At 64.0% G+C, this 21,916-nt stretch carries 16 protein-coding genes and 2 riboswitches; of the genes, 7 read left to right on the forward strand and 9 right to left on the reverse strand.

Annotated features, from left to right (window positions below; genetic code table 11):
- Window positions 1–33: 33 nt before the first annotated feature.
- The 3 genes from gcvP to gcvT are packed head-to-tail and all read right to left on the reverse strand — an operon-like array spanning window position 34 to window position 4,457.
- Window positions 34–2,916: an aminomethyl-transferring glycine dehydrogenase gene (gcvP, locus tag AC07O2_RS14730; RefSeq protein ID WP_495076490.1), complete on the reverse strand. Its 2,883-nt coding sequence runs from the start codon at window positions 2,914–2,916 to the stop codon at window positions 34–36.
- Window positions 2,917–2,935: 19 nt separating this feature from the next.
- Window positions 2,936–3,307 carry a glycine cleavage system protein GcvH gene (gcvH, locus tag AC07O2_RS14735; protein WP_495076491.1) on the reverse strand — a complete coding sequence of 124 codons (372 nt, stop codon included), beginning with the start codon at window positions 3,305–3,307 and terminating at the stop codon, window positions 2,936–2,938.
- Window positions 3,308–3,332: 25 nt separating this feature from the next.
- Window positions 3,333–4,457, reverse strand: coding sequence for a glycine cleavage system aminomethyltransferase GcvT (gene gcvT / locus AC07O2_RS14740; RefSeq protein WP_495076492.1), 1,125 nt, complete (start codon window positions 4,455–4,457; stop codon window positions 3,333–3,335).
- A gap of 51 nt (window positions 4,458–4,508) precedes the next feature.
- Window positions 4,509–4,632: riboswitch (glycine riboswitch) on the reverse strand.
- Between the two features lie 9 nt (window positions 4,633–4,641).
- Window positions 4,642–4,741, reverse strand: a riboswitch (glycine riboswitch).
- 47 nt (window positions 4,742–4,788) lie between these two features.
- Here gcvT and AC07O2_RS14745 point away from each other — a divergent pair.
- Window positions 4,789–5,652 carry an HDOD domain-containing protein gene (locus AC07O2_RS14745; protein WP_495076493.1) on the forward strand — a complete coding sequence of 288 codons (864 nt, stop codon included), beginning with the start codon at window positions 4,789–4,791 and terminating at the stop codon, window positions 5,650–5,652.
- 66 nt (window positions 5,653–5,718) lie between these two features.
- Here AC07O2_RS14745 and AC07O2_RS14750 read toward each other — a convergent pair whose 3' ends face one another.
- The 6 genes from AC07O2_RS14750 to AC07O2_RS14775 all read right to left on the reverse strand — a co-directional run bounded on the left by AC07O2_RS14750 (window position 5,719) and on the right by AC07O2_RS14775 (window position 16,994).
- Window positions 5,719–6,996 (reverse strand): amidohydrolase family protein, encoded by a 1,278-nt coding sequence (locus AC07O2_RS14750; protein WP_495076494.1) that lies wholly within the window; start codon window positions 6,994–6,996, stop codon window positions 5,719–5,721.
- A gap of 111 nt (window positions 6,997–7,107) precedes the next feature.
- Window positions 7,108–11,580 carry an EAL domain-containing protein gene (locus AC07O2_RS14755; protein WP_495076495.1) on the reverse strand — a complete coding sequence of 1,491 codons (4,473 nt, stop codon included), beginning with the start codon at window positions 11,578–11,580 and terminating at the stop codon, window positions 7,108–7,110.
- 448 nt (window positions 11,581–12,028) lie between these two features.
- Entirely contained in the window at window positions 12,029–12,658 is a 630-nt protein-coding gene (gene upp / locus AC07O2_RS14760) for a uracil phosphoribosyltransferase (protein ID WP_490590242.1), read from the reverse strand.
- 21 nt (window positions 12,659–12,679) lie between these two features.
- Window positions 12,680–13,951, reverse strand: a complete 1,272-nt coding sequence (locus AC07O2_RS14765; RefSeq protein ID WP_495076496.1) for a URC4/urg3 family protein — start codon at window positions 13,949–13,951, stop codon at window positions 12,680–12,682.
- Between the two features lie 2 nt (window positions 13,952–13,953).
- Window positions 13,954–15,237 (reverse strand): GTP cyclohydrolase II, encoded by a 1,284-nt coding sequence (locus AC07O2_RS14770; protein ID WP_495076497.1) that lies wholly within the window; start codon window positions 15,235–15,237, stop codon window positions 13,954–13,956.
- 206 nt (window positions 15,238–15,443) lie between these two features.
- The gene (locus AC07O2_RS14775) at window positions 15,444–16,994 is read right to left on the reverse strand and encodes a helicase HerA-like domain-containing protein (RefSeq protein WP_495076498.1); all 1,551 of its coding nucleotides are present in this window, start codon (window positions 16,992–16,994) and stop codon (window positions 15,444–15,446) included.
- An 82-nt stretch (window positions 16,995–17,076) separates the two neighbouring features.
- Here AC07O2_RS14775 and AC07O2_RS14780 point away from each other — a divergent pair, with 82 nt between their 5' ends.
- The 6 genes from AC07O2_RS14780 to rlmH are packed head-to-tail and all read left to right on the forward strand — an operon-like array spanning window position 17,077 to window position 21,914.
- Window positions 17,077–17,796 (forward strand): YebC/PmpR family DNA-binding transcriptional regulator, encoded by a 720-nt coding sequence (locus AC07O2_RS14780; protein ID WP_495076499.1) that lies wholly within the window; start codon window positions 17,077–17,079, stop codon window positions 17,794–17,796.
- Window positions 17,793–19,085 (forward strand): phosphoribosylamine--glycine ligase, encoded by a 1,293-nt coding sequence (gene purD, locus AC07O2_RS14785; RefSeq protein ID WP_495076500.1) that lies wholly within the window; start codon window positions 17,793–17,795, stop codon window positions 19,083–19,085. Before AC07O2_RS14780 ends, purD begins: the two co-directional genes overlap by 4 nt.
- Before the next feature lie 26 nt (window positions 19,086–19,111).
- On the forward strand, window positions 19,112–20,005 hold the full coding sequence (gene hemF / locus AC07O2_RS14790; protein WP_495076548.1) for an oxygen-dependent coproporphyrinogen oxidase: 894 nt from the start codon (window positions 19,112–19,114) through the stop codon (window positions 20,003–20,005).
- Window positions 19,996–20,625: a nicotinate (nicotinamide) nucleotide adenylyltransferase gene (nadD, locus tag AC07O2_RS14795; RefSeq protein WP_495076549.1), complete on the forward strand. Its 630-nt coding sequence runs from the start codon at window positions 19,996–19,998 to the stop codon at window positions 20,623–20,625. The genes hemF and nadD overlap by 10 nt, the downstream gene beginning before the upstream one ends.
- Window positions 20,622–21,434: a ribosome silencing factor gene (gene rsfS / locus AC07O2_RS14800; protein ID WP_495076501.1), complete on the forward strand. Its 813-nt coding sequence runs from the start codon at window positions 20,622–20,624 to the stop codon at window positions 21,432–21,434. The genes nadD and rsfS overlap by 4 nt, the downstream gene beginning before the upstream one ends.
- The gene (gene rlmH / locus AC07O2_RS14805) at window positions 21,435–21,914 is read left to right on the forward strand and encodes a 23S rRNA (pseudouridine(1915)-N(3))-methyltransferase RlmH (RefSeq protein WP_490590233.1); all 480 of its coding nucleotides are present in this window, start codon (window positions 21,435–21,437) and stop codon (window positions 21,912–21,914) included.
- Window positions 21,915–21,916: the final 2 nt, after the last annotated feature.

Raw genomic sequence — 21,916 nt, forward strand, 5'->3', positions numbered from 1 at the left:
GCAGGATCTGTGCCGCGCATGCCTTCGCGGATTTCAGGCGTAGTCCGCTACCGGCACGCAGCTGCAGAACAGGTTGCGATCGCCATACACGTTGTCCACCCGGCCTACGGGCGGCCAGTACTTGGCCTGCTTCAGCGATGCCAGCGGGAAGGCGCCGATTTCGCGCGCATAAGGACGGTCCCACTCTGCGGCTAGCAGGCTGGAGGCGGTATGGGGCGCGTGTACCAGAGGGTTGTTATCGCGCGGCCAGGTGCCGGCTTCGACCTGGCGGATCTCCTCGCGGATGGCGACCATGGCAAAGATGAAGCGGTCCAGCTCGGCCAGGGTTTCGCTCTCGGTGGGCTCCACCATCAGCGTGCCGGGCACGGGGAAGCTGAGCGTGGGGGCGTGGAAGCCGTAGTCGGCCAGGCGCTTGGCCACGTCTTCGGCGGTAATACCGCAGCTGTCCTTGATGGGGCGCAGGTCCAGGATGCATTCGTGCGCCACATGGCCGTTGGCGCTGGCGTACAGAGTGGGGTAGTGCGCCTGCAGCTTGGTGCTGACGTAGTTGGCGGCCAGGATGGCGGCTTCGGTAGCGTGTTGTAGGCCCTCGGCGCCCATCATGCGGCAGTACATCCAGCTGATGGGCAACACGGATGCATTGCCCAAGGGCGCCGCGCTAATGGCGCCGATGCCGTGGTTGTTGTCGCCCGCAGTGGCGTGGCCGGGCAGGTAGGGGATCAGATCTTCGACCACGCAAACCGGGCCAACACCGGGGCCACCGCCGCCGTGCGGGATGCAGAAGGTCTTGTGCAGGTTCAGATGGCTGACGTCGCCGCCGAATTCGCCAGGCGCAGCCACGCCGACCAGGGCGTTCATATTCGCACCGTCCACATAGACGCGACCGCCGTGGCTGTGCACCAGGGCGCAGAGTTCTTTCACCTGGGTTTCGAACACGCCGTGCGTGCTGGGGTAGGTGATCATCACCGCCGCCAGATGGCTGCTGTGCTGCTCGCATTTGGCCTGCAGATCGGCCATGTCCACGTTGCCATTCGCATCACAGGCGGTAACGACCACGGTCAGGCCGGCCATCTGGGCGCTGGCAGGGTTGGTGCCGTGGGCGCTGGACGGGATCAGGCAGATATTGCGCTGGCTTTGGCCGTGCGCATCGAAATAGGCCTTGATGGCCAGCAGGCCGGCGTATTCGCCCTGGCTGCCGGCATTCGGTTGCAGGCTGATGCCTGCGTAGCCGGTGGCCTGGCTGAGCCAGGCGCAGAGCTGGCTGTTCAGCTCGGCATAACCCAGGCGCTGCTCGGGCGGGCTGAAGGGATGGATGTTGGCGAACTCGGGCCAGGTCACGGGCATCATCTCGCTGGTGGCATTGAGCTTCATGGTGCAACTGCCCAGCGGGATCATGCTGCGGTCCAGCGCCAAGTCCTTGTCGCTAAGCGCGCGGATGTAGCGCAGCATGCCGGTTTCACTGTGGTGGGTGTTGAACACCGGGTGTGTCAGGAAGGCGCTGCTGCGGCGCAGGGCTTCGGGGATCATCACCTCCACGCTGTTTTCCAGCTCGCTCAGGCGCGGCATGGGTTCGCCGGGTTTGACGAAGAAGGACCACAGCATTTCGATATCGCCACGGGTGGTGGTTTCGTCCAGCGAGATGCCCAAATGGGTTTTCAAGCGAAAACGCAGGTTGGCGCAGGATTGCTGTGCGCGGCTAGCTATTAAATTAGTAGCGTCACCGGTTTTGACGGTGATTGAGTCGAAGGCGTATTCGTTGGTTACCGCGTAGCCCATTTGCTGCAGGCCGCGCGCCAGGATGGCAGTCAAGCGGGCCACGCGCTCGGCGATACGGGTCAGGCCTTGCGGGCCGTGGTACACCGCGTACATGCTGGCCAGCACAGCCGGCAGCACCTGTGCGGTACAGATGTTGGAGGTGGCTTTTTCGCGGCGGATGTGTTGCTCGCGGGTTTGCAGCGCCAGGCGGTAGGCCGGGTTGCCGTGTGCATCCACGCTGACGCCCACCAGGCGGCCGGGCAGCGAGCGCTTGAACGCGTCGCGGCAGGCCATGTAGGCGGCGTGCGGGCCGCCGTTGCCCATGGCCACACCAAAACGCTGGGTACTGCCAATGACGATGTCGGCGTCCCACTCACCGGGGGGCACCAGCAGGGTCAGGGCCAGCAGGTCGGCTGCCACGCAGACCGCTGCGCCGCTGGCATGGGCCACGCCCACCAGGGGGCGCAGGTCGTGCACCATGCCGTTGGTGGCCGGGTACTGGGCCAGCACTCCGAAGAAGTCACCGCTGGCCATCAATTGGGGCAGGGTGATGACGGCGGTGCTGACCTTGACTTCGATACCCAGCGGCTTGGCGCGGGTCTGGATGACTTCGATGGTTTGCGGATGGCAGTCACCCGCTACGATGAACACATTGCTCTTGCTTTTGGCGCTGCGCTTGGCCAGGGCCATGGCCTCGGCGGCGGCGGTGGCCTCGTCCAGCATGGACGCGTTGGCAATCGGCATACCGGTCAGGTCGCAGACCATGGTTTGGAAGTTGACCAGCGCCTCCATGCGGCCTTGCGAAATCTCGGCCTGGTAGGGCGTGTAGGCGGTGTACCAGGCGGGGTTCTCCAGGATGTTGCGCTGGATCACGCCTGGCGTGTGGGTGCCGTAGTAGCCCTGGCCGATGAAGCTTTTGAAGACCTGGTTCTTGGCGGCAATGGCCTTCAGCTCGGCCAGTGCTGCCGCCTCGGTCACGGGCGCTGGCAGATCCATTGGCGTGCTGCGCGCGATGGAGCGCGGCACGATGCCGTCAATCAGATCCCGGCGCGAACTGGAGCCAATCACTTCCAGCATCAGGGTTTCATCAGCAGCGTCGATGCCGATGTGGCGGGCGATGAATTCGCTGGCGTTTTCTAGTTCGTGCAGGGAGGTCGTCATGGGGCAGGTCTAGGGAGGGTTAGGCGTTTTGGCTAAATGCGTTGTAGGCGGTTTCGTCCAGCAGGGCGGCGACTTGCGATGCATCCGACAGCTTGACCTTGAAGAACCAGCCGGCGCCCAACGGGTCGGTGTTGGCCAGGGCGGGGTCGGCGCGCAGGGCTTCGTTGACCTCGGTGATCTCGCCGGAGACAGGCATGTACACATCGGCGGCGGCCTTCACGGACTCGACCACGCCGGCCACGTCTTTTTGCGCGAAGCTTGCGCCGACGGCGGGCAGGTCGACGAACACTACGTCACCCAATGCGTCTTGCGCGTGGTGCGTGATGCCGACGGTGGCGGTGTCGCCCTCGATGTTCAGCCATTCGTGGTCTTCGGTGTACTTGATGCTCATGGGGGTGCTCCTGTAAAAAGTTGAATTAACCGCGAAAGTAATTGTTCGGGGTGAAGGGCATGGACGTGACTTCCATCGGCACGATTTTGCCTCGCACGATGGCGTTGATATGGGTGCCGATGGCGGCAAATTCTGGCGCCACGTAGGCCATCGCAATCGGCTTGTCTACCGTGGGGCCAAGCAAGCCGCTGGTGACTTCGCCAATCACGTTGCCTGCGGTGTCCTGCAAGGCTGTGTGTTCACGCACCGGGACGCGCTCCAGTGCCACCAGTCCCACACGTTTCTTGGTTGTAGCGCCCGGTTTACTTGCGAGTTGCGCTAGTATTTTGCTAGCGCCTGGGAAGCCGCCTTCACGCGCGCCACCAGCGCGGCGTACTTTTTGCAGGGCCCAGTTCAGGCCGGCTTCGATGGGGGTGGTGCTGGTGTCCAGGTCGTTGCCATACAGGCACAGGCCAGCTTCCAGGCGCAGCGAGTTGCGTGCGCCCAGGCCTATGGGTTGGACTTCGGGCTGGGCCAGCAGAGCGCGGGCCAGTGCCTCGGCCTGGTCTTGGTGTACCGAAATTTCAAAACCGTCTTCGCCGGTATAGCCACTGCGGGTCAAGAAGCAGGGGATGCCGGAAACAATGAAATGGCCGCCGGTCATGAACACCAGCTTTTCCACGCCGGGCGCCAGGCGCGACAGCGCGTCTACAGCCTTGGGGCCTTGCAGCGCCAGCAGCGCCATTTCCGGCATGGGGATGACTTCGCAATGCAGGCTGATCCGGGCCTGGATGTGGGCAATGTCCGCTGCTTTGCAGGCACCGTTGACGACGACGAAGATGTCATCTTCCGCCTGCTTGAAAAACATCAGGTCGTCGCGGATGCCGCCCTCGTCGTTCAGCAGCAGGCCGTAGCGCTGCTTGCCTACGGGCAGGTCGATCACGTCGACTGGCACCAGGGTTTCAAAGGCCGCAGCGGCATCGGGGCCGACCAGGCGTAACTGGCCCATGTGGGATACGTCGAACAGGCCGGCGGCGTTACGCGTGTGGTGGTGTTCGGCCATCAGGCCGGCCGGGTACTGCACCGGCATGCTGTAGCCAGCGAAGGGCACCATACGGGCGCCGAGCTCCAGATGCAGCGCGTTGAGGGGAGTGAGTAACAAATCGGCCATGGCGGTTCTTTCGGGGACACACAATCGGATCATGGCCTTTGACGGCCATGTGTGGTCCCCGCTGTCCGCTTTACCTGAGCGATTCGCCGGGCCGGCCTTGCGGTGGTGCAGGCCGACTGCGGGTTGCGCCTTCGGTGAGTCCGCTCGGGGCGGACTTCTCTCCAGTGGGGTGACGTTTGATGAGAAACGCTTGTCAGTCCTTTTGCCTGAGCGTTCAGGCCCACGTAGCGGGGCCCTGCGCCTTCGGCGGTTTTCGGGTGAAAACTCTCTCCTGACGGGGGGATTCTACCCAAGCGCAAGTCGGCATAATTCCGTGGACTAAGGGGGCGCGATGCAGCTGGCAGACATAGACCGAGAACTGGAAACCGCCAAGGCCAAGGGCGCCGTGCGGGATATCGTGATCCCGCCGTGCCCCCAGCTCTTGCTGGAGCTGCAGGGCGAAGTGCGGGGCGGCGACCCCGACCCCGCCGCCATCGCCCGCATTGCCAGCCAGGACGTGGCCATGGCGGCGGCGCTGATACGTTATTCGAACAGCCCGCTGTTTGCCCGCTCGCGCCCGGCCCGTACCGTTGGCGAGGCCATCGCCATGCTGGGCGTGAAGCAGACGGTGGGCGTGCTGACCGGCTTCTTCACCCGGCATGCGATCCGCGTGGATGCGGCCTTGCTGGAGCATTTCTGGGAAACCTCGACCCGCCGATCCCTGGCCATGGCCTACATCGCTCGCCATCTGTACGGCGTGGACGCCGACGTGGCGCAGACCTGCGGCCTGTTCTGCCATGTGGGCATACCGGTGATGTTGCAGGGCCTGAAGGGCTATGCCGGCACCCTGGCCGAGGCCCTGGCGCGGCAGGACCGCAGCTTTGTGGCAACCGAGAACGCCGCCCACAAGACCGACCACGCCGTGGTGGGCGCGCTGGTGGCCAAGACCTGGAAGCTGCCGCCCCTGGTGACGGCCGCCGTGCGCCTGCACCACGACTTCGACATTCTGCCGGTGGCCAGCGTCCCGCCCGAGGTGCGCTATCTGGTGGCCATGCTGCTGCTGGCCGAGCACCTGGTGGCCCTGCATGAGGGCACGCGCGAGTCGGACGAATGGGCCCGCCATGGCTCGGCCTGCATGTCGCACCTGCATATCGACCAGGCCGAGCTGCAACACTGGGCGGACGATCTCCACCCGGTGTTTGAAAACCTGGCCTAGTTTGCTATCAAGTTAATAGCTGCTTGCGCAGGTATTACCTGCGCAAGAGGCCTGTTTCGCATAAGTTTATGGACGCAGCATCCAGTCGGTTTGGCTGGGCCGGCCGGGCAGGTGCAGGCGGGCGGTGGTGGCCGGCGTCTGGGCCAGCAGCTGGCCCCGACGGTAGACCTGCAGGCGGGTGGCGCGCAGGCGAATCGCCTCTATCGGGTCTTGCGCCTGCAGCAGCACAAAGTCGGCGTTGCAGCCGGCCTCCAGGCCATAGCCATCGAGTTGCAGGATTTTCGCCGGGTTGGCTGTGACGGCCTGGAAGCACTGGCGCATCGCGGCCTGGCTGGTCATCTGCGCCACGTGCAGGCCCATGCTGGCGACTTCCAGCATGTCGCCGCTGCCCAGGCTGTACCAGGGGTCCATGGCGCAGTCCTGGCCGAAGGCCACGGTCAGGCCCTGGGCCAGCATCTCGGGCACGCGGGTCATGCCACGGCGCTTGGGGTAGGTGTCGTGCCGGCCCTGCAGGGTGATGTTGATCAGCGGGTTGCTGATGACGTTCATTTGCGCTTCGGCCATCAGCGGCAACAGCTTTGACACATAGTAGTTGTCCATGCTGTGCATGGAGGTCAGGTGCGAGCCTGTGACGCGGCCGTGCAGGCCCAGGCGGTTGGTCTCATAGGTCAGGGTTTCGATGTGGCGCGACAGTGGGTCGTCTGACTCGTCGCAATGCATGTCGACCAGCTTGCCCTGTTCTGCGGCCAGCTCGCACAGCAGCTTGACGCTGAGCGCGCCGTCGGCCATGCTCCGCTCGAAGTGGGGAATGCCGCCGACCACGTCCACGCCCATCTGCAGCGCGCGCTTGAGTTTGTCCATGCCGTTCGGGTCGCGCAGCACGCCGTCTTGTGGGAAGGCCACCAGCTGCAGGTCCAGGTAGGGGGCGACGCGGCGTTTCACCTCCAGCAGGGCTTCCACGGCCAGCAGGCGCGGGTCGCAGATGTCCACATGGCTGCGGATGGCCAGCAGGCCGTGGCCCACGGCCCAGTCGCAGTAGGCCATGGCGCGGTCCACCAAAGCCTCTTGCGTGAGATGGGGTTTGAGCTCGCCCCACAGGGCGATGCCTTCCAGCAAGGTGCCGCTTTGGTTGACGCGGGGCTGGCCGTAGCTCAGGGTGGCGTCCATGTGGAAATGCGCGTCCACAAACGGTGGGCTGACCAGCAGGCCCTGGGCATCCACGGTTTGCTGTGCGGGGGCCTGCAGGCCGGGGCTGACTTCCACAATCTTGCCGCCCTGTACCGCGATGGACATGCCGCTGCGGCCGTCGGGCAGGGTGGCGTGGGTGACGAGTAAATCCAGCATGCACATTCCTTTCAAAACACGGACCATGCAGCTTTCACGCCAAGGAGGGCGTGGCGGACTACATGGGAGCTCAGTCTGGATGCTATCAAATTGGCAGCTGCTGGCGCAGGTCTAGTCTGCGCTGGCGGCCAATAATTTATCCAAGGCTTCGATGGGCAGCGGACGGCTGAACAGATAGCCCTGGTAGGCCGCGCAGCCGTGCAGGGCCAGGAAGTCGCGCTGGGCCGTGGTCTCCACCCCTTCGGCAATCACCGCCAGGCCCAGGCTTTGGCCCAGGGCGATGATGGTGCGCACGATGGAGGCGTCGTTCACGTCTTCGGCAATGTCGCGCACAAAGGACTGGTCTATCTTCAGCTGGCCCAGCGGCAGGCGCTTGAGATAGGACAGGGATGAATAGCCGGTGCCGAAGTCGTCCAGCGAAAAGCCTAGGCCCAGGGCCTGGAGTGCGGTCATCTTGGCGATTGTCAGGTCCAGGTCGTTGACCAGCAGGCTTTCGGTCAGCTCCAGCTTGACCTGGCGGGCGTCCACGCCACTGGCCAGCACGGTCTGGGTGGTTTGCTCTACGAAATCGGGGTGGTGGAACTGCCGCGCACTGACGTTGACGGCCATGCTGATGTGCGCGGTCGAGGCCTGGCCTTGCCATTTTTTGAGCTGCTGGCAGGCGTTGCTGAGCACCCACTGGCCTAGCGGAATGATGATGCCGGTGTCTTCAGCGACAGGAATGAATTCAGCGGGCGAGATCAGGCCGCGCCGCGGGTGCAGCCAGCGCACCAGGGCTTCCACGCCGATGATCTGGCCCTCGGCATTGAACTGGGGTTGGTAGTGCAGCAAGTATTCCTGTTGCGCCAGGGCCTGGCGCATTTCCAGCTCCAGCTGCGCCCGTGCGTTGACGATGGCCTGCATGCTGGGGTTGAAGAAGCGGATGGCGTTGCGCCCGGCGGTCTTGGCCTGGTACATGGCCAGGTCGGCCTGTTTGAGCAGTTCGCTCGTGCCCAGGCTTTCTTGGCCGAATGGGGCCACGCCTATGCTGGAGGTGGTGTTGTGCTCCAGGCCGCCCAGCACATAGGGCGCGGCCAGGGCGGCCAGTATCTTCTCGCCCATGCTGCGGGCGATCAGCACGGCTTCGGCGCTGTTGTTGCTCAGGTCTTCCAGCATCACCACGAACTCGTCGCCGCCGAAGCGCGATACCGTATCGACCCCGCGCACGCAGGCGCTCAGGCGGGCGGCTACTTGCTGCAGCAGCAGGTCGCCGCTTTCGTGGCCCAGGGTGTCGTTCAGGGTCTTGAAGTTGTCCAGGTCAATGAACAGCAAGGCGCCGTAGCGGCCATGGCGCGCGCTGCCGGTCAATGCCTGCTGGAGCCTGTCCATCAACAGTAGGCGGTTGGGCAACTGGGTGAGCTGGTCGTAGAAGGCCAGTTGCTGGATTTCGCGCTCAGCGGCTTTACGCTGGGTGATGTCGGTGTTGATGGACAGCACCGAGCGGGGCAGGCCTTGCTCGTCGTGCACCAGGGTCCAGTGCGATTCCACGGCCACTATCCGGCCATCCTTGCGCAGGTGTTGCACCTCGCCTTGCCAGGCACTGGCCAGCATCAGCTGGCGCATGCTTTCCGTGAATACGCTTGGGTCGAGGAAGATGCGCTGGTGCATGGGTTGGCCCAGCGCCTCCTCGGCGGTCCAACCGGTCAGGCGCTCGGCGCCGTGGTTCCAGTAGATGATGTTGCCGGCCAGGTCGTATTGCACTATTGCGTCCTGGGCCTTGTCAAGCAGCGCTGCCTGGTCGCGGAGCTGGGTATCGGCCTTCAGCCTTTGCATCTCGGCCGCCACGCGGGCGGCAAAAATCTGCAGCGTGGACAGGATGAGGGCGTGGTCCGCCAGTGGCGTGCGGTAGAGCACGAAGATCTGCCCTATGGGGTTGCCATGGGCATCTTTCAGCCGCTGGCCTACATAGGCTTGGGCGCCCATCTGGGCCAGCTCTTTTGCTTTGGGATAGCGGACGGTGACGTCGTGTGTTTCCACCCAGTGGCTGTTGCGAAACAGATTTTCGCAGGGCGTGCCCAGGATGGCGTAGTCAAAGTCGGCCAGGCGTTGGCCGTTCAGTACGGCGGCCAGGGTGCGGCCCCGTGGCGGTTCGCCCGGCAGCATGCGGGTCACAAATGCGGCCTGCGCTCCCAGGGCTTCGCACATATGGCGAGCCATCTGGCTGAAGAACTCCAGGCCGGAGCTGGCCGATACGGCCGCGGCCACCGTGAGCACGGCGTTCTGCAGTCGGCGCTGCTCGGTCTGCGCCCGCAGATTGCCAATACCGAACGCCAGGTCGTTGGCTAGCTCTTGCAGCAGTTGCAGCTCTTCCTGGGTGATGTTCAGTGCCTCTCGGGTACACAGAAAAAGCACACCGAAAGTGCGCTGCATGTCCCTCAGCGGCAGGCTGACCATGCCGCGAATGCCGCTGGCCAGCAGGGTGCTGCGGCCGGGGGCCTGGGCCGGGTCGATGTCGGCATGGTCGCTGATGATGACCGCCTGGCCGCTGCGTATGGTGCGTCCGGCCGGGCCGTTGCCGCGTGGGTTGTCGGCCGCCCAGGAGATTTTGGATACCTCGGAGTCGGGCGACACCGTGCCTGCGGAGCCCACGCGCTCCAGTGATTTGGCCGCATCATCGAGCGCAAAGCCGACCCAGGCGCCCAGGTAACCGCCAATATCTACTGTGATGCGGCAGATATCGGCCAGTAGCGCAGCTTCGGTGCTGGCGCGTATCAGCGCCTCGTTGCAGGTGCTCAGCATCTGCTGCGCCCGGCTGACCTGGGCCAGCTCGCGCTCGGCGCGCATGCGTTGGGTGATGTCGGTCCCCATGGCCAGGTGGGCGGGCATGCTGTTGAAGATGATGCTGTTGGCGATGATCTCCACGTCTATGGTCTTACCGCTCTTGGTCCGGTGCTGGTGCAGCAGGCGCAGGCTGCTTTGTTCACATAGGTGCTCGCGCACCATGACTTCCCCTTGCTCGATATCTTTGGCCCAGAGCTCGCTTAGGCGCATGCTCAGCAACTCCTGGCGGCTGTAGCCATAGTTTTCCACCATGGCCTGGTTGACTGCCAGCAGGCGCAGGTCCTGGCCCACCACCCACGTGGGTTGGGGGTTGCTTTCGAACAGCATCCGGTACTGGCTTTCCGAGGTGCGCAGCTGTTCAGCCAGTCGGTGGCGCTGCAGGGTGGCGCCCAGCGTTTCCACCAGGATTTGAAGATTCTCCACATCGCGCGGCGTAAAAGCCTGTGGGGAGCGCCAGGAGATATGGAAAACGCCTTCCACCCGTCCTTGCACCAGCAAGGGCACCATGACCAGCGAGCGCACGCCCATGCTGCGGGTGGCCTCGTGGTCTACCCGTGGGTCGGTTTCAGTGTCCGCGCTGGTTTGCGTGCAGCCCGTGCGTGCGGCCAGGGCCGTCAAGCTCCGCTCATTGAGCGGACACTGCCTAACCGGTGCCCGGCCGTAGTGGGCGGCGGTGCGCAGGAAGTCCGCTTCGAGCAGATCAATCGAGCAGCCATCGGCCGTGGTCAGCCCGCAGGCCCGTTGGGTGATGGTTTGCATGGCCCGGGACAGGTCGTGGTCCAGCCCCGCGATCTGCTGCTGGATGTCCAGGATCTCGGCGCGGGTTTGCACGTCGCGCCGGGACTCCTGCTGGGCACGCAGGCTACCTATGCCAAAGGCCAGGTCGTTGGCCATCTCTTCCAGCAGCTGGATTTCGTCATGGCTGGCGTCGATGATCTCGTGTGCGTATAGCAGCAGTACGCCAAAAGTGCGCGTGCCTTCACGCAGCGGCAGACAGACCACGCCACCCACGCCCGCAGCCTGCAGCAAATGGCCCCAGGGACGGCTGCCCGCCGTGGACCGGATGTCATGCAGGATGGTGGTTCTGCCGCTGCGCACCGTTGTGCCCGCAGCGCCCATGCCTTCAGGTACGGCGTCCGACCAGGATGTTCTGTACTGCGGCGGATACGCCGGCCTGACACCTGCAAATGCCACGCGCTCTATGGTTTTGGCCTCGTCGTTGCGCGTAAAGCCCACCCAGGCGCCCCAGTAGCCGCCGATGTCCACCGTGATGCGGCAAATCTCCTGCAGCAAGCTGTCTTCCAGGGTGGCCCGTATCAGCGCCATATTGCAGCTGCTGAGCATCTGGTGGGCACGGTGCAGGCGAGCCCATTCGCGCTCGGCGTGCGCGCGCTGGGTGATGTCCAGGACCAGCCAATGGTGTGCCGCGACGCCTTGGAATTGCAGGGCGTCGGCGGTGATTTCCACCTCCATCAGCGTGCCGTCGCGGTGGCGGTGGTGGCATGCGAGGGCGGCCTGCCCGGGCCGGGGCACCTGACTGCGCATTTGAGCCGTGTCGCCATCGGTAGGCGGCCACAAATCCCACACCTGCATGGCCAGGAATTCCGCTTCGCCATAGCCGTAGTGCCGCAGCATGGCCTGGTTGGCGGCCAGCACCTGTCCCGAGTCGACGGCCAGTATGCACATGGCGCGCTGGCTGCGTTGAAACAACAGCCAAAGCTGGGTGTCGGCAGCGTCAGAAGGCTGGGGCGGGTTGGTTGTCATATGCGGCCCAGGCGGGGTGGATGGCGCGCGCAGGCCTGCTCCCGCGTTTTTGCGTAGGGCATGGCAGTTCGTGCTACCGCTGTATTAGGGGACATCCATACTCCTGAGCCGAGAGGCATTGGCCCGCTGTAGCAGCCAGCGCGAACACTGCCCTACAGGATCGTAGCCACCTTTGCCCGTTTTTCAACTAGGGCAATGCGTGCATAGCAGGATGTGCGGTTCCGGCGTATCGTGCGCCAAGGGGACTGGCCGGGCGAGCAGGCCATGGAAGTATGCAAGCCGTGCAGAGCTTCTGCCCGGGAGGAGAGATGAGACGCGCCATATCAGCTCGGCACCGGTGATGGCGATCGGCATACTTTCGCCAAGGCTCCGGAAAGCGCGTCTGGCCCACGCTTGTATTACTATTGATTAGGTAGCTATTGGCGCAGTGTTTACCTGCTCTGGCGGCTTATTTTGTGCCGAAAATTCGGTCGCCCGCATCGCCTAGACCGGGCAGGATGTAGCCGTGGTCGCTGAGCTGGCGGTCGATGGCGGCGGTGTAGATGTCGACGTCCGGGTGGGCGGCCTGCAGCGCGGCCACGCCTTCGGGGCAGGTCAGCAGGCAGACGAACTTGATGGACTTCGGGTTCAATTCCTTGAGGCGCTCCACGGCTGCAATGGCCGAGTTGCCGGTGGCCAACATCGGGTCCACGATGACGATGTCGCGCTCGTGCATTTCGCTGGGCATCTTGAAGTAGTACTCCACGGCCGTCAGCGTTTTCGGGTCGCGGTACAGGCCGACGTGGCCCACGCGCGCGCCCGGCACCACGCTGAGCATGCCTTCCAGAATGCCGTTGCCGGCGCGCAGGATGGAGACGAACACCAGCTTCTTGCCGTCGATGACCTTGGCGGTCATTTTCTCCAGCGGGGTTTCGATCTCGATGTCCTGCATCGCCATGTCACGCGTGACCTCGTAGGCCATCAGGCTGGACAGCTCGTTGAGCAGGCGGCGGAAGGTGTTGGTGCTGGCGTCCTTGCGGCGCATCAGCGTCAGCTTGTGTTGCACCAGGGGGTGGTTGATCAGGTGTACGGTGCTCATGGTGTGCTCTTCGATTCCAAGTTAAAAAACGGTGCCGTCGCTGACGATGTTCAGAGGCGGTGTGCCGCCACGCAGGCGCTGTGCCAGCACTCGGCCGGCGGCCCAGGTGCCGCCTTCGAGCACGCAGGCCAGGGGCATTTGCTCAGGCGTCAGGCCCAGCTCGGCGCGTACCAGCGGTGCCAGCTCGTCCAGCAGGGCCACGGTCAGCGCGCGCCATTCGACGATGCATTCATCTCCCGCGGTATGCGTCTGGCCGGCCAGGGCCGGGTCTTTCCAGCCCAGCACGCCGCCGTCCAGCAGCAGGCCGCCGTTGCGGTATTCGGGCAGGCCGGTGAGGGCGTCCAGGCCGGTGACGGGCACGTCGGCCCATTCCAACGGCTCCAGCAGGGAATAGCTGAGCCACTGCGACAGCTTGTGGAAGGGCATCCAGCCGGCACTCGCGCCCTCGCCGGGCACGGCGCTATGGCGCCAGCAGTCGCCCAGCGCGATCTCGCTGCCATCATCTGTTTTGATAGCGTTCTGCGCAGGCCAGATGGGCGATAGCGTGGTGAGCAGTGCCACCAGAATGGCGTGGGCCGAGACGGTGGGGGTGTCGGTATTCACGGGCACCAGATAGTCAAACAGGCGACCCGGGCGGCACAGGCCGCCGGCGCCACCAAACACCTCGGACTGGGCGGCAATCACCGCGCCCAGGCGGCGTAAGAGTGCGGCACGGCCTTCCAGCCCGACCAGCGGGTTTTCCACCCCGACCTGGAAGGCGTCGCCCAACTGGCGCGCGGTGATGGCCTGCAGGCCCTCGGCGTCGGCCTGGCAGGGCTGCATGGGTTTGCTGGAAAACAGGCCCTTGGTAAACGCGTTGTAGCTGGCCACGCCCAGGCCTTCAGAGCGGCTATAGGTTTTGCCGGTGCGCGGGTCGTTGTAGTGCCAGTCGGGGCCGGCGCCGGCATCCAGTAGCACGCTGACGATGGCCAGGTCGATCTGCGAGCGGGCGCGCTTGGCGACAGATACCTTGCCCAACTCTTCATTGAGCAGCTCCACACGGTTCACGCCACCGGCCTCGAAATGGCGCCAGCGGCTGTGGTACGGGATGTCCAGCGTGGGGTAACGTTCGCGCGTGACCTGGGCCACCAGGGCAGCGGTGGGTTGCAGGGCGGCATCTGCCACCGTGAAGTAGGCGGAGTTGCCGGCGCGCGCACGCGCCAGCAGGCCCCGGGCCCGTTCGCGTACCGCTTGTGTAGAGCGCAACAGGGCGCTAGCACTGGCAGCATCTGCGCTGGCAGCTATCAAATCCATAGTCATTCAGTGAGTCCACGGCCTTTGGCCTTTTTCAGTTCTTCAGCGTCCGGCACAGCGCCGGGGGTGAAGTAACCGGCCGCCATTTTCGCGTCCATTTCGACCTGGGCGTCGGCGGGGATCATGTGCTCGGGGATATTGATGCGTTTCACCACCTCGATGCCGGCGCGGGTGATGGCGTCGTATTTCATATTGCTCATAGACACCAGGCGGTGGATCTTGCGTATGCCCAGCCAGTTCAGCACGTCGGGCATGAGTTCCTGGAAGCGCATGTCCTGCACGCCGGCCACGCACTCGGTGCGGTTGAAGTACTGGTCGGCCGTGTCGCCGCCGACCTGGCGTTTGCGGGCGTTGTAAACCAGAAATTTGGTGACCTCGCCCAGAGCCCGGCCTTCCTTGCGGAAGTACGACACCAGGCCGACTCCGCCGCGCTGCGCGCCCTGTATGCATTCCTCGATGGCGTGTGTCAGGTAGGGGCGGCAGGTGCAGATGTCGGAGCCGAACACGTCCGAGCCATTGCATTCGTCGTGCACGCGCGCGGTGAGTTCGACCTCGGGGTTCGCCAGGTCGCGCGGGTTGCCGAAGATATAGGCGGTCAGCCCGCCGATGGGCGGCAGGAATACTTCCAGGTCGCTGCGCGTCACCAGCTCGGGGTACATGCCGCCGGTTTCTTCGAACAGCACGCGGCGCAGCTCGGACTCTGTGCAGTTGAAGCGCTTGGCCACTTCGGGCAGGTACCACACCGGCTCCACGGCCACCTTGGTGACCATGGCCGCGCCGCTGGGGGTGAGGAATTTGCCGTCGGCCTGCAGGCGGCCGGATTGCAGCGCCTCGATCACCTCGGGCAGGATCACATGGGCCTGCGTCACCGCGATGGTGGGGCGGATGTCGTAGCCCGCCGCCAGCTCTGCTGCGAATTCGGTGGCGATGGTGGCGCCCCAGGGGTCCATGGCGACGATGCGGCCCGGCTCGCTCCACTGCGGGTAGGGGCCGATCACGTCGGTCGGCATGGTGTTGGTCAGGTCCGCCTTGTGTTTGGGCGACAGGCCGCCGGAGGCCACGGCCAGCGCGCGGTAGATGCTGTAGCTGCCGCTGTGTGTGCCGATCACATTGCGGTGGCTGCGCTTGGTGGTGGTGCCGACCACCGGGCCGCGCTCGGCGGCGGTGGCCGCGGCCCAGCGTATCGGCAGGGCGCCGTAGCCGCTGGCGTGCGAGGTCAGGCGGATGTGGCTGGGGCCCGCCGGCGCGGCGGGGGCAGGGGAACCGGTGGCTACGTCAACAGGCATGGGGCATCCTCAAAAAATCCAATGTAGCGATGGGCTGGCCTTCTGGCAAGCAGGGTACACGCTATGCATTTTGTGTGCCGGTGGCTGGGTTTCTAGGCATGGTGACCACGCCGAAAGACTATGTCGGCGCTATGGATTAAATAGCTGCAGGCGAAGGTATATCCTGCGCTAGAGGCCGATTTCTTAAAAATTCCCAGCCAGTCTGTTCAGCGCTTTCCGCCGAAGATGCCGCCCAGCACGCCGCGCAGAATCTCCTGGCCCATCTTGGTGCCCATGGTGCGCACGGCGGACTTCATCATGGTCTGCGCCAGGCCGTCGTGCCGGCCACCGCGCGGGCCGGTGCTGCCGAACAGGATGTCGTTCAGTCCGCCCATCACGCCACCCAGGGCGCTGTTGCTGGTTGCTGTTGGTGCGGCCTGGCCGGGCAGGGGAGCGCTGCCGGCGGGGGCTGTGCCAGTGGCAGAGGCATTCGCCGCCGTGGTTTCTGTGCGGCCCTTGAGCTTTTCGTAGGCGGATTCGCGGTCCACCAGTTTTTCGTAGACGCCGGCCACCAGCGAGCCCTGCAGCAACGCCTGGCGCTGCTCGGTGCTGATCGGGCCGAGCTGGCTGCCAGGCGGCAGCACGAACACGCGCTCCGTCACACTGGGCCGGCCCTTTTCGTCCAGCAAGCTGACCAGGGCTTCGCCCACGGCCAGCTCGGTGATGGCGGCTTCGATGTCCAGGCCGGGTTTTTGCCGCATGGTCTGGGCCGTAGCCTTGACTGCCTTTTGGTCGCGCGGGGTGAAGGCGCGCAGCGCGTGCTGCACGCGGTTGCCCAGCTGGGCCAGCACCGAGTCAGGGATGTCCAGCGGGTTTTGTGTCACAAAGTAGACGCCCACGCCCTTGGAGCGCACCAGGCGCACCACCAGCTCGATACGTTCCACCAGGGCCTTGGGCGCCTCGTTGAACAGCAGATGGGCTTCGTCGAAGAAGAACACCAGCTTCGGGATTTCGGGGTCGCCAATTTCTGGCAGTTGCTCGAACAGCTCGGACAGCATCCAGAGCAAAAAGGTGGCGTACAGGCGCGGCGAATTCATCAGCTTGTCGGCGGCCAGGATGTTGACCACGCCCTGGCCATCCACTGTTTGCATGAAATCGCTGATGTTCAGCATGGGCTCGCCAAAGAACTTGTCGCCGCCTTGCGACTCGATCTGCAGCAGGCCGCGCTGGATGGCGCCTACGCTGGCGGCCGACACATTGCCGTACTGGGTGGTGAATTCGCTGCTGTTATCGCCCACGTACTGCAGCATGGCGCGCAGGTCTTTCAGGTCGAGCAGCAGCAGGCCGTGGTCGTCGGCGATCTTGAACACCATGTTCAGCACGCCGCCCTGGGTGTCGTTCAGGTTCAGCATGCGGCCCAGCAGCAGCGGGCCCATGTCGGACACGGTGGCTCGTACCGGGTGGCCTTGTTCGCCAAACACGTCCCACAGCGTGGCCGGGCAGGCCAGGGATGCGGGTTGGTCGATGCCGCGTTCCTTCAGGATGCCGGCCAGCTTGTCGCCGATGCGGCCCGCCTGGCTGATGCCGGTGAGGTCGCCCTTGACGTCGGCCATGAACACCGGCACGCCGATCTTGGAGAAGTTTTCGGCCAGGGTTTGCAGGGTGACGGTCTTGCCGGTGCCGGTGGCGCCGGTGATCAGGCCGTGGCGATTGGCCAGGGCAGGTAGCAGCTCGCAGGTGGTGGTGGCGTTTTTGGCAAGAAGAATAGCGTCGGCCATGGGGGTGCGTCCTGGACAGGAATGGGGGCGGTGGGAAAGTAAAATCGCGCCAGTAGATTAAATCAAACTAGAAGGACTTTACGTGGCTGGTCACAGTAAATGGGCGAATATTCAGCACCGCAAAGGTCGCCAGGATGAGAAACGCGGCAAGATCTGGACGCGCGTGATCCGTGAAATCATGGTCGCGGCCCGTTTGGGCGGCGGCGACCTGAGCATCAACCCGCGCCTGCGCCTGGCGGTTGAAAAGGCCAAGGCGGCCAACTTGCCCGCGGACACCGTCAAGCGCAACATCGAAAAAGCCACCGGCACGCTGGAAGGCGTGAGCTACGAGGAAATCCGCTATGAAGGCTATGGCATCGGCGGCGCTGCCATCATCGTGGACACCATGACCGACAACCGTGTACGTACCGTGGCCGAAGTGCGCCACGCGTTCAGCAAGCATGGCGGTAACATGGGTACCGAAGGCTCGGTGTCGTTCCAGTTCAAGCATTGCGGGCAATTTGTGTTTGCTCCGGGTACGGACGAAGACAAGGTGATGGAAGTCGCACTGGAAGCCGGCGCCGAAGACGTGATCACCGGCGAAGACGGCGCCATCGAAGTGTTGACCGCCTACACTGATTTTGAAAAAGTCAAGCTGGCACTGGATGCGGCAGGGCTCAAACCCGAGGTGGCCGAAGTCACCATGCGGGCCGAAAACACCATAGAACTGGATGGCGAAGACGCCGAAAAAATGCAAAAACTACTGGATGTGCTCGAAGACCTGGACGATGTCCAAGAAGTCTTTCACAACGCTGCCTTATGAAAGTTCTCGTAATTGGCGGCGGTGGCCGTGAACATGCGCTGGCATGGAAGATGAATGGCTGCGAACGTGTGTCCCAGGTGTTTGTTGCGCCGGGCAATGGCGGTACAGCGTTGGACAGCCAACTGATCAATGTACCCATCAATGACGTGCAAGCCTTGCGCAAATGGGCCCAGACCGAGGGCATCGCCCTGACCGTTGTCGGCCCCGAAGGCCCGCTGGCGGCTGGTGTGGTGGATGAGTTCCGCGCCCACGGCATGCGTATTTTTGGCCCGACCAAGGCCGCCGCCCAGCTGGAAAGCTCCAAGGCTTTCTCCAAGGCCTTCATGCAGCGCCATGCGATCCCCACGGCCGAGTTCGAAACCTTCTCCGACCCCGTGGCGGCCCACGCCTATGTGGACAAGATGGGCGCGCCCATCGTCGTCAAGGCCGACGGTCTGGCCGCCGGCAAGGGCGTGGTGGTGGCGCAGACGCTGGCCGAGGCCCATGAGGCGGTGGACTTCATGCTGGTCGACAACACCCTGGGGGTGAGCCACAACGAGGGTGGCGCGCGGGTGGTGATTGAAGAGTTTCTGGCTGGCGAAGAGGCCAGCTTCATCGTCATGTGCGACGGCAAGAATGTGGTGCCGCTCGCCACCAGCCAGGACCACAAGCGTCTGCTGGACGGCGATGAAGGGCCGAATACTGGCGGCATGGGCGCGTATTCGCCTGCGCCCGTGGTCACGGCCGATGTGCACGCACGTGCCATGCGCGAAATCATCTTGCCCACCATCAAGGGCATGGAAAAAGACGGCATCACCTTCACCGGCTTTTTGTACGCCGGCCTGATGATCGATGCCAAGGGCAAACCCAAGACGTTGGAGTTCAACTGCCGCCTGGGCGACCCCGAAACCCAGCCGTTGATGATGCGTTTGAAGTCGGACCTGTTTGAAGTGCTGTGGGCTGCCACAGAACCCGGCCCGCATGGCAAGCTGGACCAGATCAGTCTGGACTGGGACCGCCGCATTGCGCTGGGCGTGGTGCTGGCCGCACACGGTTACCCGCTGAATCCGCGCAAGGGTGACGCCATTACCGGCCTGCCCAAGAACAGCGACGATACCGTGGTGTTCCACGCGGGCACCACCAAGCAGGGCGATGTGGTGTCTACCTCGGGCGGCCGTGTGCTGTGTGTGACCGTGTTGGCCGACAACGTCAAGCTGGCGCAACAGCAGGCATATGAAGCCACGCGTGGCATCCACTTTGACGGTATGCAATACCGCCGGGACATCGGCCACCGCGCCGCACGCACTTGAGCTCCGGCCCGGACTTGGCCGTCGCTATGCGCGACTATCTGCTGGGCTTGCAGTCCAGCATCACTCGCCGTATGGCCGCACTGGACGGCGGTGCGTTTCTGTCGGACGCATGGGAAAAACCGCCGGGCGAGCCATTGCAGGGTCGGGGTATCACCCAGATACTGGAGAACGGTGGGGTGCTGGAGCGTGCGGGTTGCGGCTTCTCGCACGTGCGCGGCCCCAAGCTGCCGCCTTCTGCCACCCAGCATCGGCCGCAACTGGCCGGCGCACCTTTCGAGGCCATGGGCGTGTCCCTGGTGTTTCACCCGCGCAACCCCTATGCGCCCACGGTGCACATGAATGTGCGCATGATCGTGGCCTCGCCCGCTGATGCCGCCCCGGTCTGCTGGTTTGGCGGCGGCATGGATTTGACGCCGATCTACGGCTTTGAAGAAGACGCGGTGCACTTCCACCGCAGCTGCCAGACGGCTCTGGCGCCGTTCGGTGACGACAAATACCCGCGCTTCAAAAAATGGTGCGACGAGTATTTCTACCTCAAGCACCGGCAGGAAGCGCGTGGCATTGGCGGCGTGTTTTTTGACGATTTTTCCGAGCTGGGGCAAGACCAGAGCATGGCCATGACGCAGGCCGTGGGTTCGGCGTTTCTGGACGCGTATGTACCTATCTTGCAGCGCCGCAAGGACATGCCGTATGGCGAGCGCGAACGGGCCTTTCAGTTGTACCGGCGCGGCCGCTATGTGGAGTTCAACTTGGTGTGGGACCGCGGCACGCATTTCGGCCTGCAGTCGGGCGGGCGCACCGAGTCCATTCTGTTGTCCATGCCGCCGCTGGCCAGCTGGTCCTACCAGCACCAGCCGGAAGAGGGCTCGGCTGAAGACGCGTTGGCGCGCCACTTTCTGCCGCCGCGAGACTGGGTGTGAGCGCAGCTTTACGAAGAATAGGCGTGTTTGGCGGTGCGTTCGATCCGCCGCACAACATGCATCTGGCGCTGGCGCGTACAGCGCTGCAGCAGCTGCAGCTGGATGCCTTGTACGTGTTCCCCACCGGCCATGCCTGGCACAAGTCGCGCACCCTGAGCCCGGCCGTGCACCGGCTAGCCATGGCTCAATTGGCCTTTGGTGACATCCCCAAAGTGGTGGTGGACCCGCGCGAAATTCAGCGTGAAGGGCCAACCTACACCATAGACACTTTGAACGAATTGCGTGCCGAGCAGCCCCAGGCGGAGCTGTTCCTGTTGATGGGCGAAGACCAGGCTGCGCGCCTGCCCAGCTGGCATGGTTGGCGGGATATTGTCCAGGCTGCTATAATTTCGGTAGCTTTGCGCGCAGACAACACAAGCGCAAGCGGTCCATTTACGCCTGAATTTGTTTCTGAGAGTCTGCCGCCAGGGCGCTTTCAGGCGCTGCACCTGCCGCCCATGGCGCTGAGTGCCACCGACATTCGACACCGCGCAGCAACATCTCAGGGGATAGCCCATCTGGTCCCCGAAGGCGTGGCGCGCTATATTGACCAACACCATCTCTACCAAGCAAATCGATGACCACCTCTGCCCAATCGGAAACTGTCGCCAAAAAAGACACCCAAAAACTCCAACGCGCCATCGTCGATGGTCTGGAGGATGTCAAAGCGGTAGACATTGTGGTGTTTGATACCGAAGGTCTGTCCGCGCTGTTTGAGCGTGTGATCATCGCCTCGGGTACTTCGAACCGCCAAACCAAGGCCCTGGCCTCCAGCGTGCGCGATGCCGTGCGCGATGCAGGCTTTGCCAAGCCGCGCACCGAAGGCGAAGCCAATGGCGAATGGATCATTGTGGATTGCGGCCGCGCTGTGGTGCACATCATGCAACCCGCGATCCGCCAGTACTACCACCTGGAAGAGTTGTGGGGCGAAAAGCCGGTGCGCCTGAAGCTGGGTTCGGCCAAGCCGCTGCCCAAGGCCGAAGAAGCCAAGCCTCCGGTCAAGGCCCCAGCCAAGAAGACGCCAGCCAAGAAGCTGTCGCCCGCAGCCGCCAAACGCGCCAGCAAGATCGCCGCACGCGAACATGCAGAAAGCCTGCTGGCGCCCGAGCGTCCTGTGCTGGATGCTCCTAAAAAAGCAGCAAAGAAAACGGTGGCAGCACCTGCAGCCAAGAAGGCCGTGCCAGCGAAAAAGGCCGTAGCCGCCAAGGCGCCTGCTAAAACTGCAGCCAAGACCGTTGCCAAAGCACCCGCCAAGACGGCCGTGAAAACGGCGGTCAAGACCATCGTCATCAAGGCGCCGATCGAAACCGTGAAGAAGGCCGCTGCCGCCAAGCGCGCCGCGCCTAAGACCCCCAAGGCTCCGGCCAAACGGGCTCCCGGCCGCAAGTAAATGAAGCTGGTGATTGTGGCCGTAGGCCAGCGCATGCCCGACTGGGCACAAACTGCCTACGACGACTACGCCAAACGCTTCCCGCCCGAGCTCAAGCTGGAGCTCAAGGCGGTTAAGACCGAACCCCGGGGCTCCAAGACCCTGGAGACGATTTATGCGGCCGAGCGTGAGCGCATAGAAGCAGCCATCATGTCCAGCATCGGGCGCAATGCCCGTATTGTTGCCCTGGATGAACGTGGCACCACACTGACTACTTTGGCGTTGGCGGGTAAGCTCAAGACTTGGCAGTTGGAAAGCGATGACGTGGCGCTGGTGATTGGCGGCCCCGATGGGCTGGACCCGGCGTTTCGCCAGGCGGCGCATGAGCGCATCCGGCTATCGGATTTGACCTTGCCCCATGCGTTTGCGCGGGTGCTGCTGGTAGAGCAGCTCTACCGGGCCTGGTCGGTCAACGCAAACCACCCCTATCACCGCGAATAGAT

The organism is Rhodoferax sp. GW821-FHT10B06 (assembly GCF_059415605.1).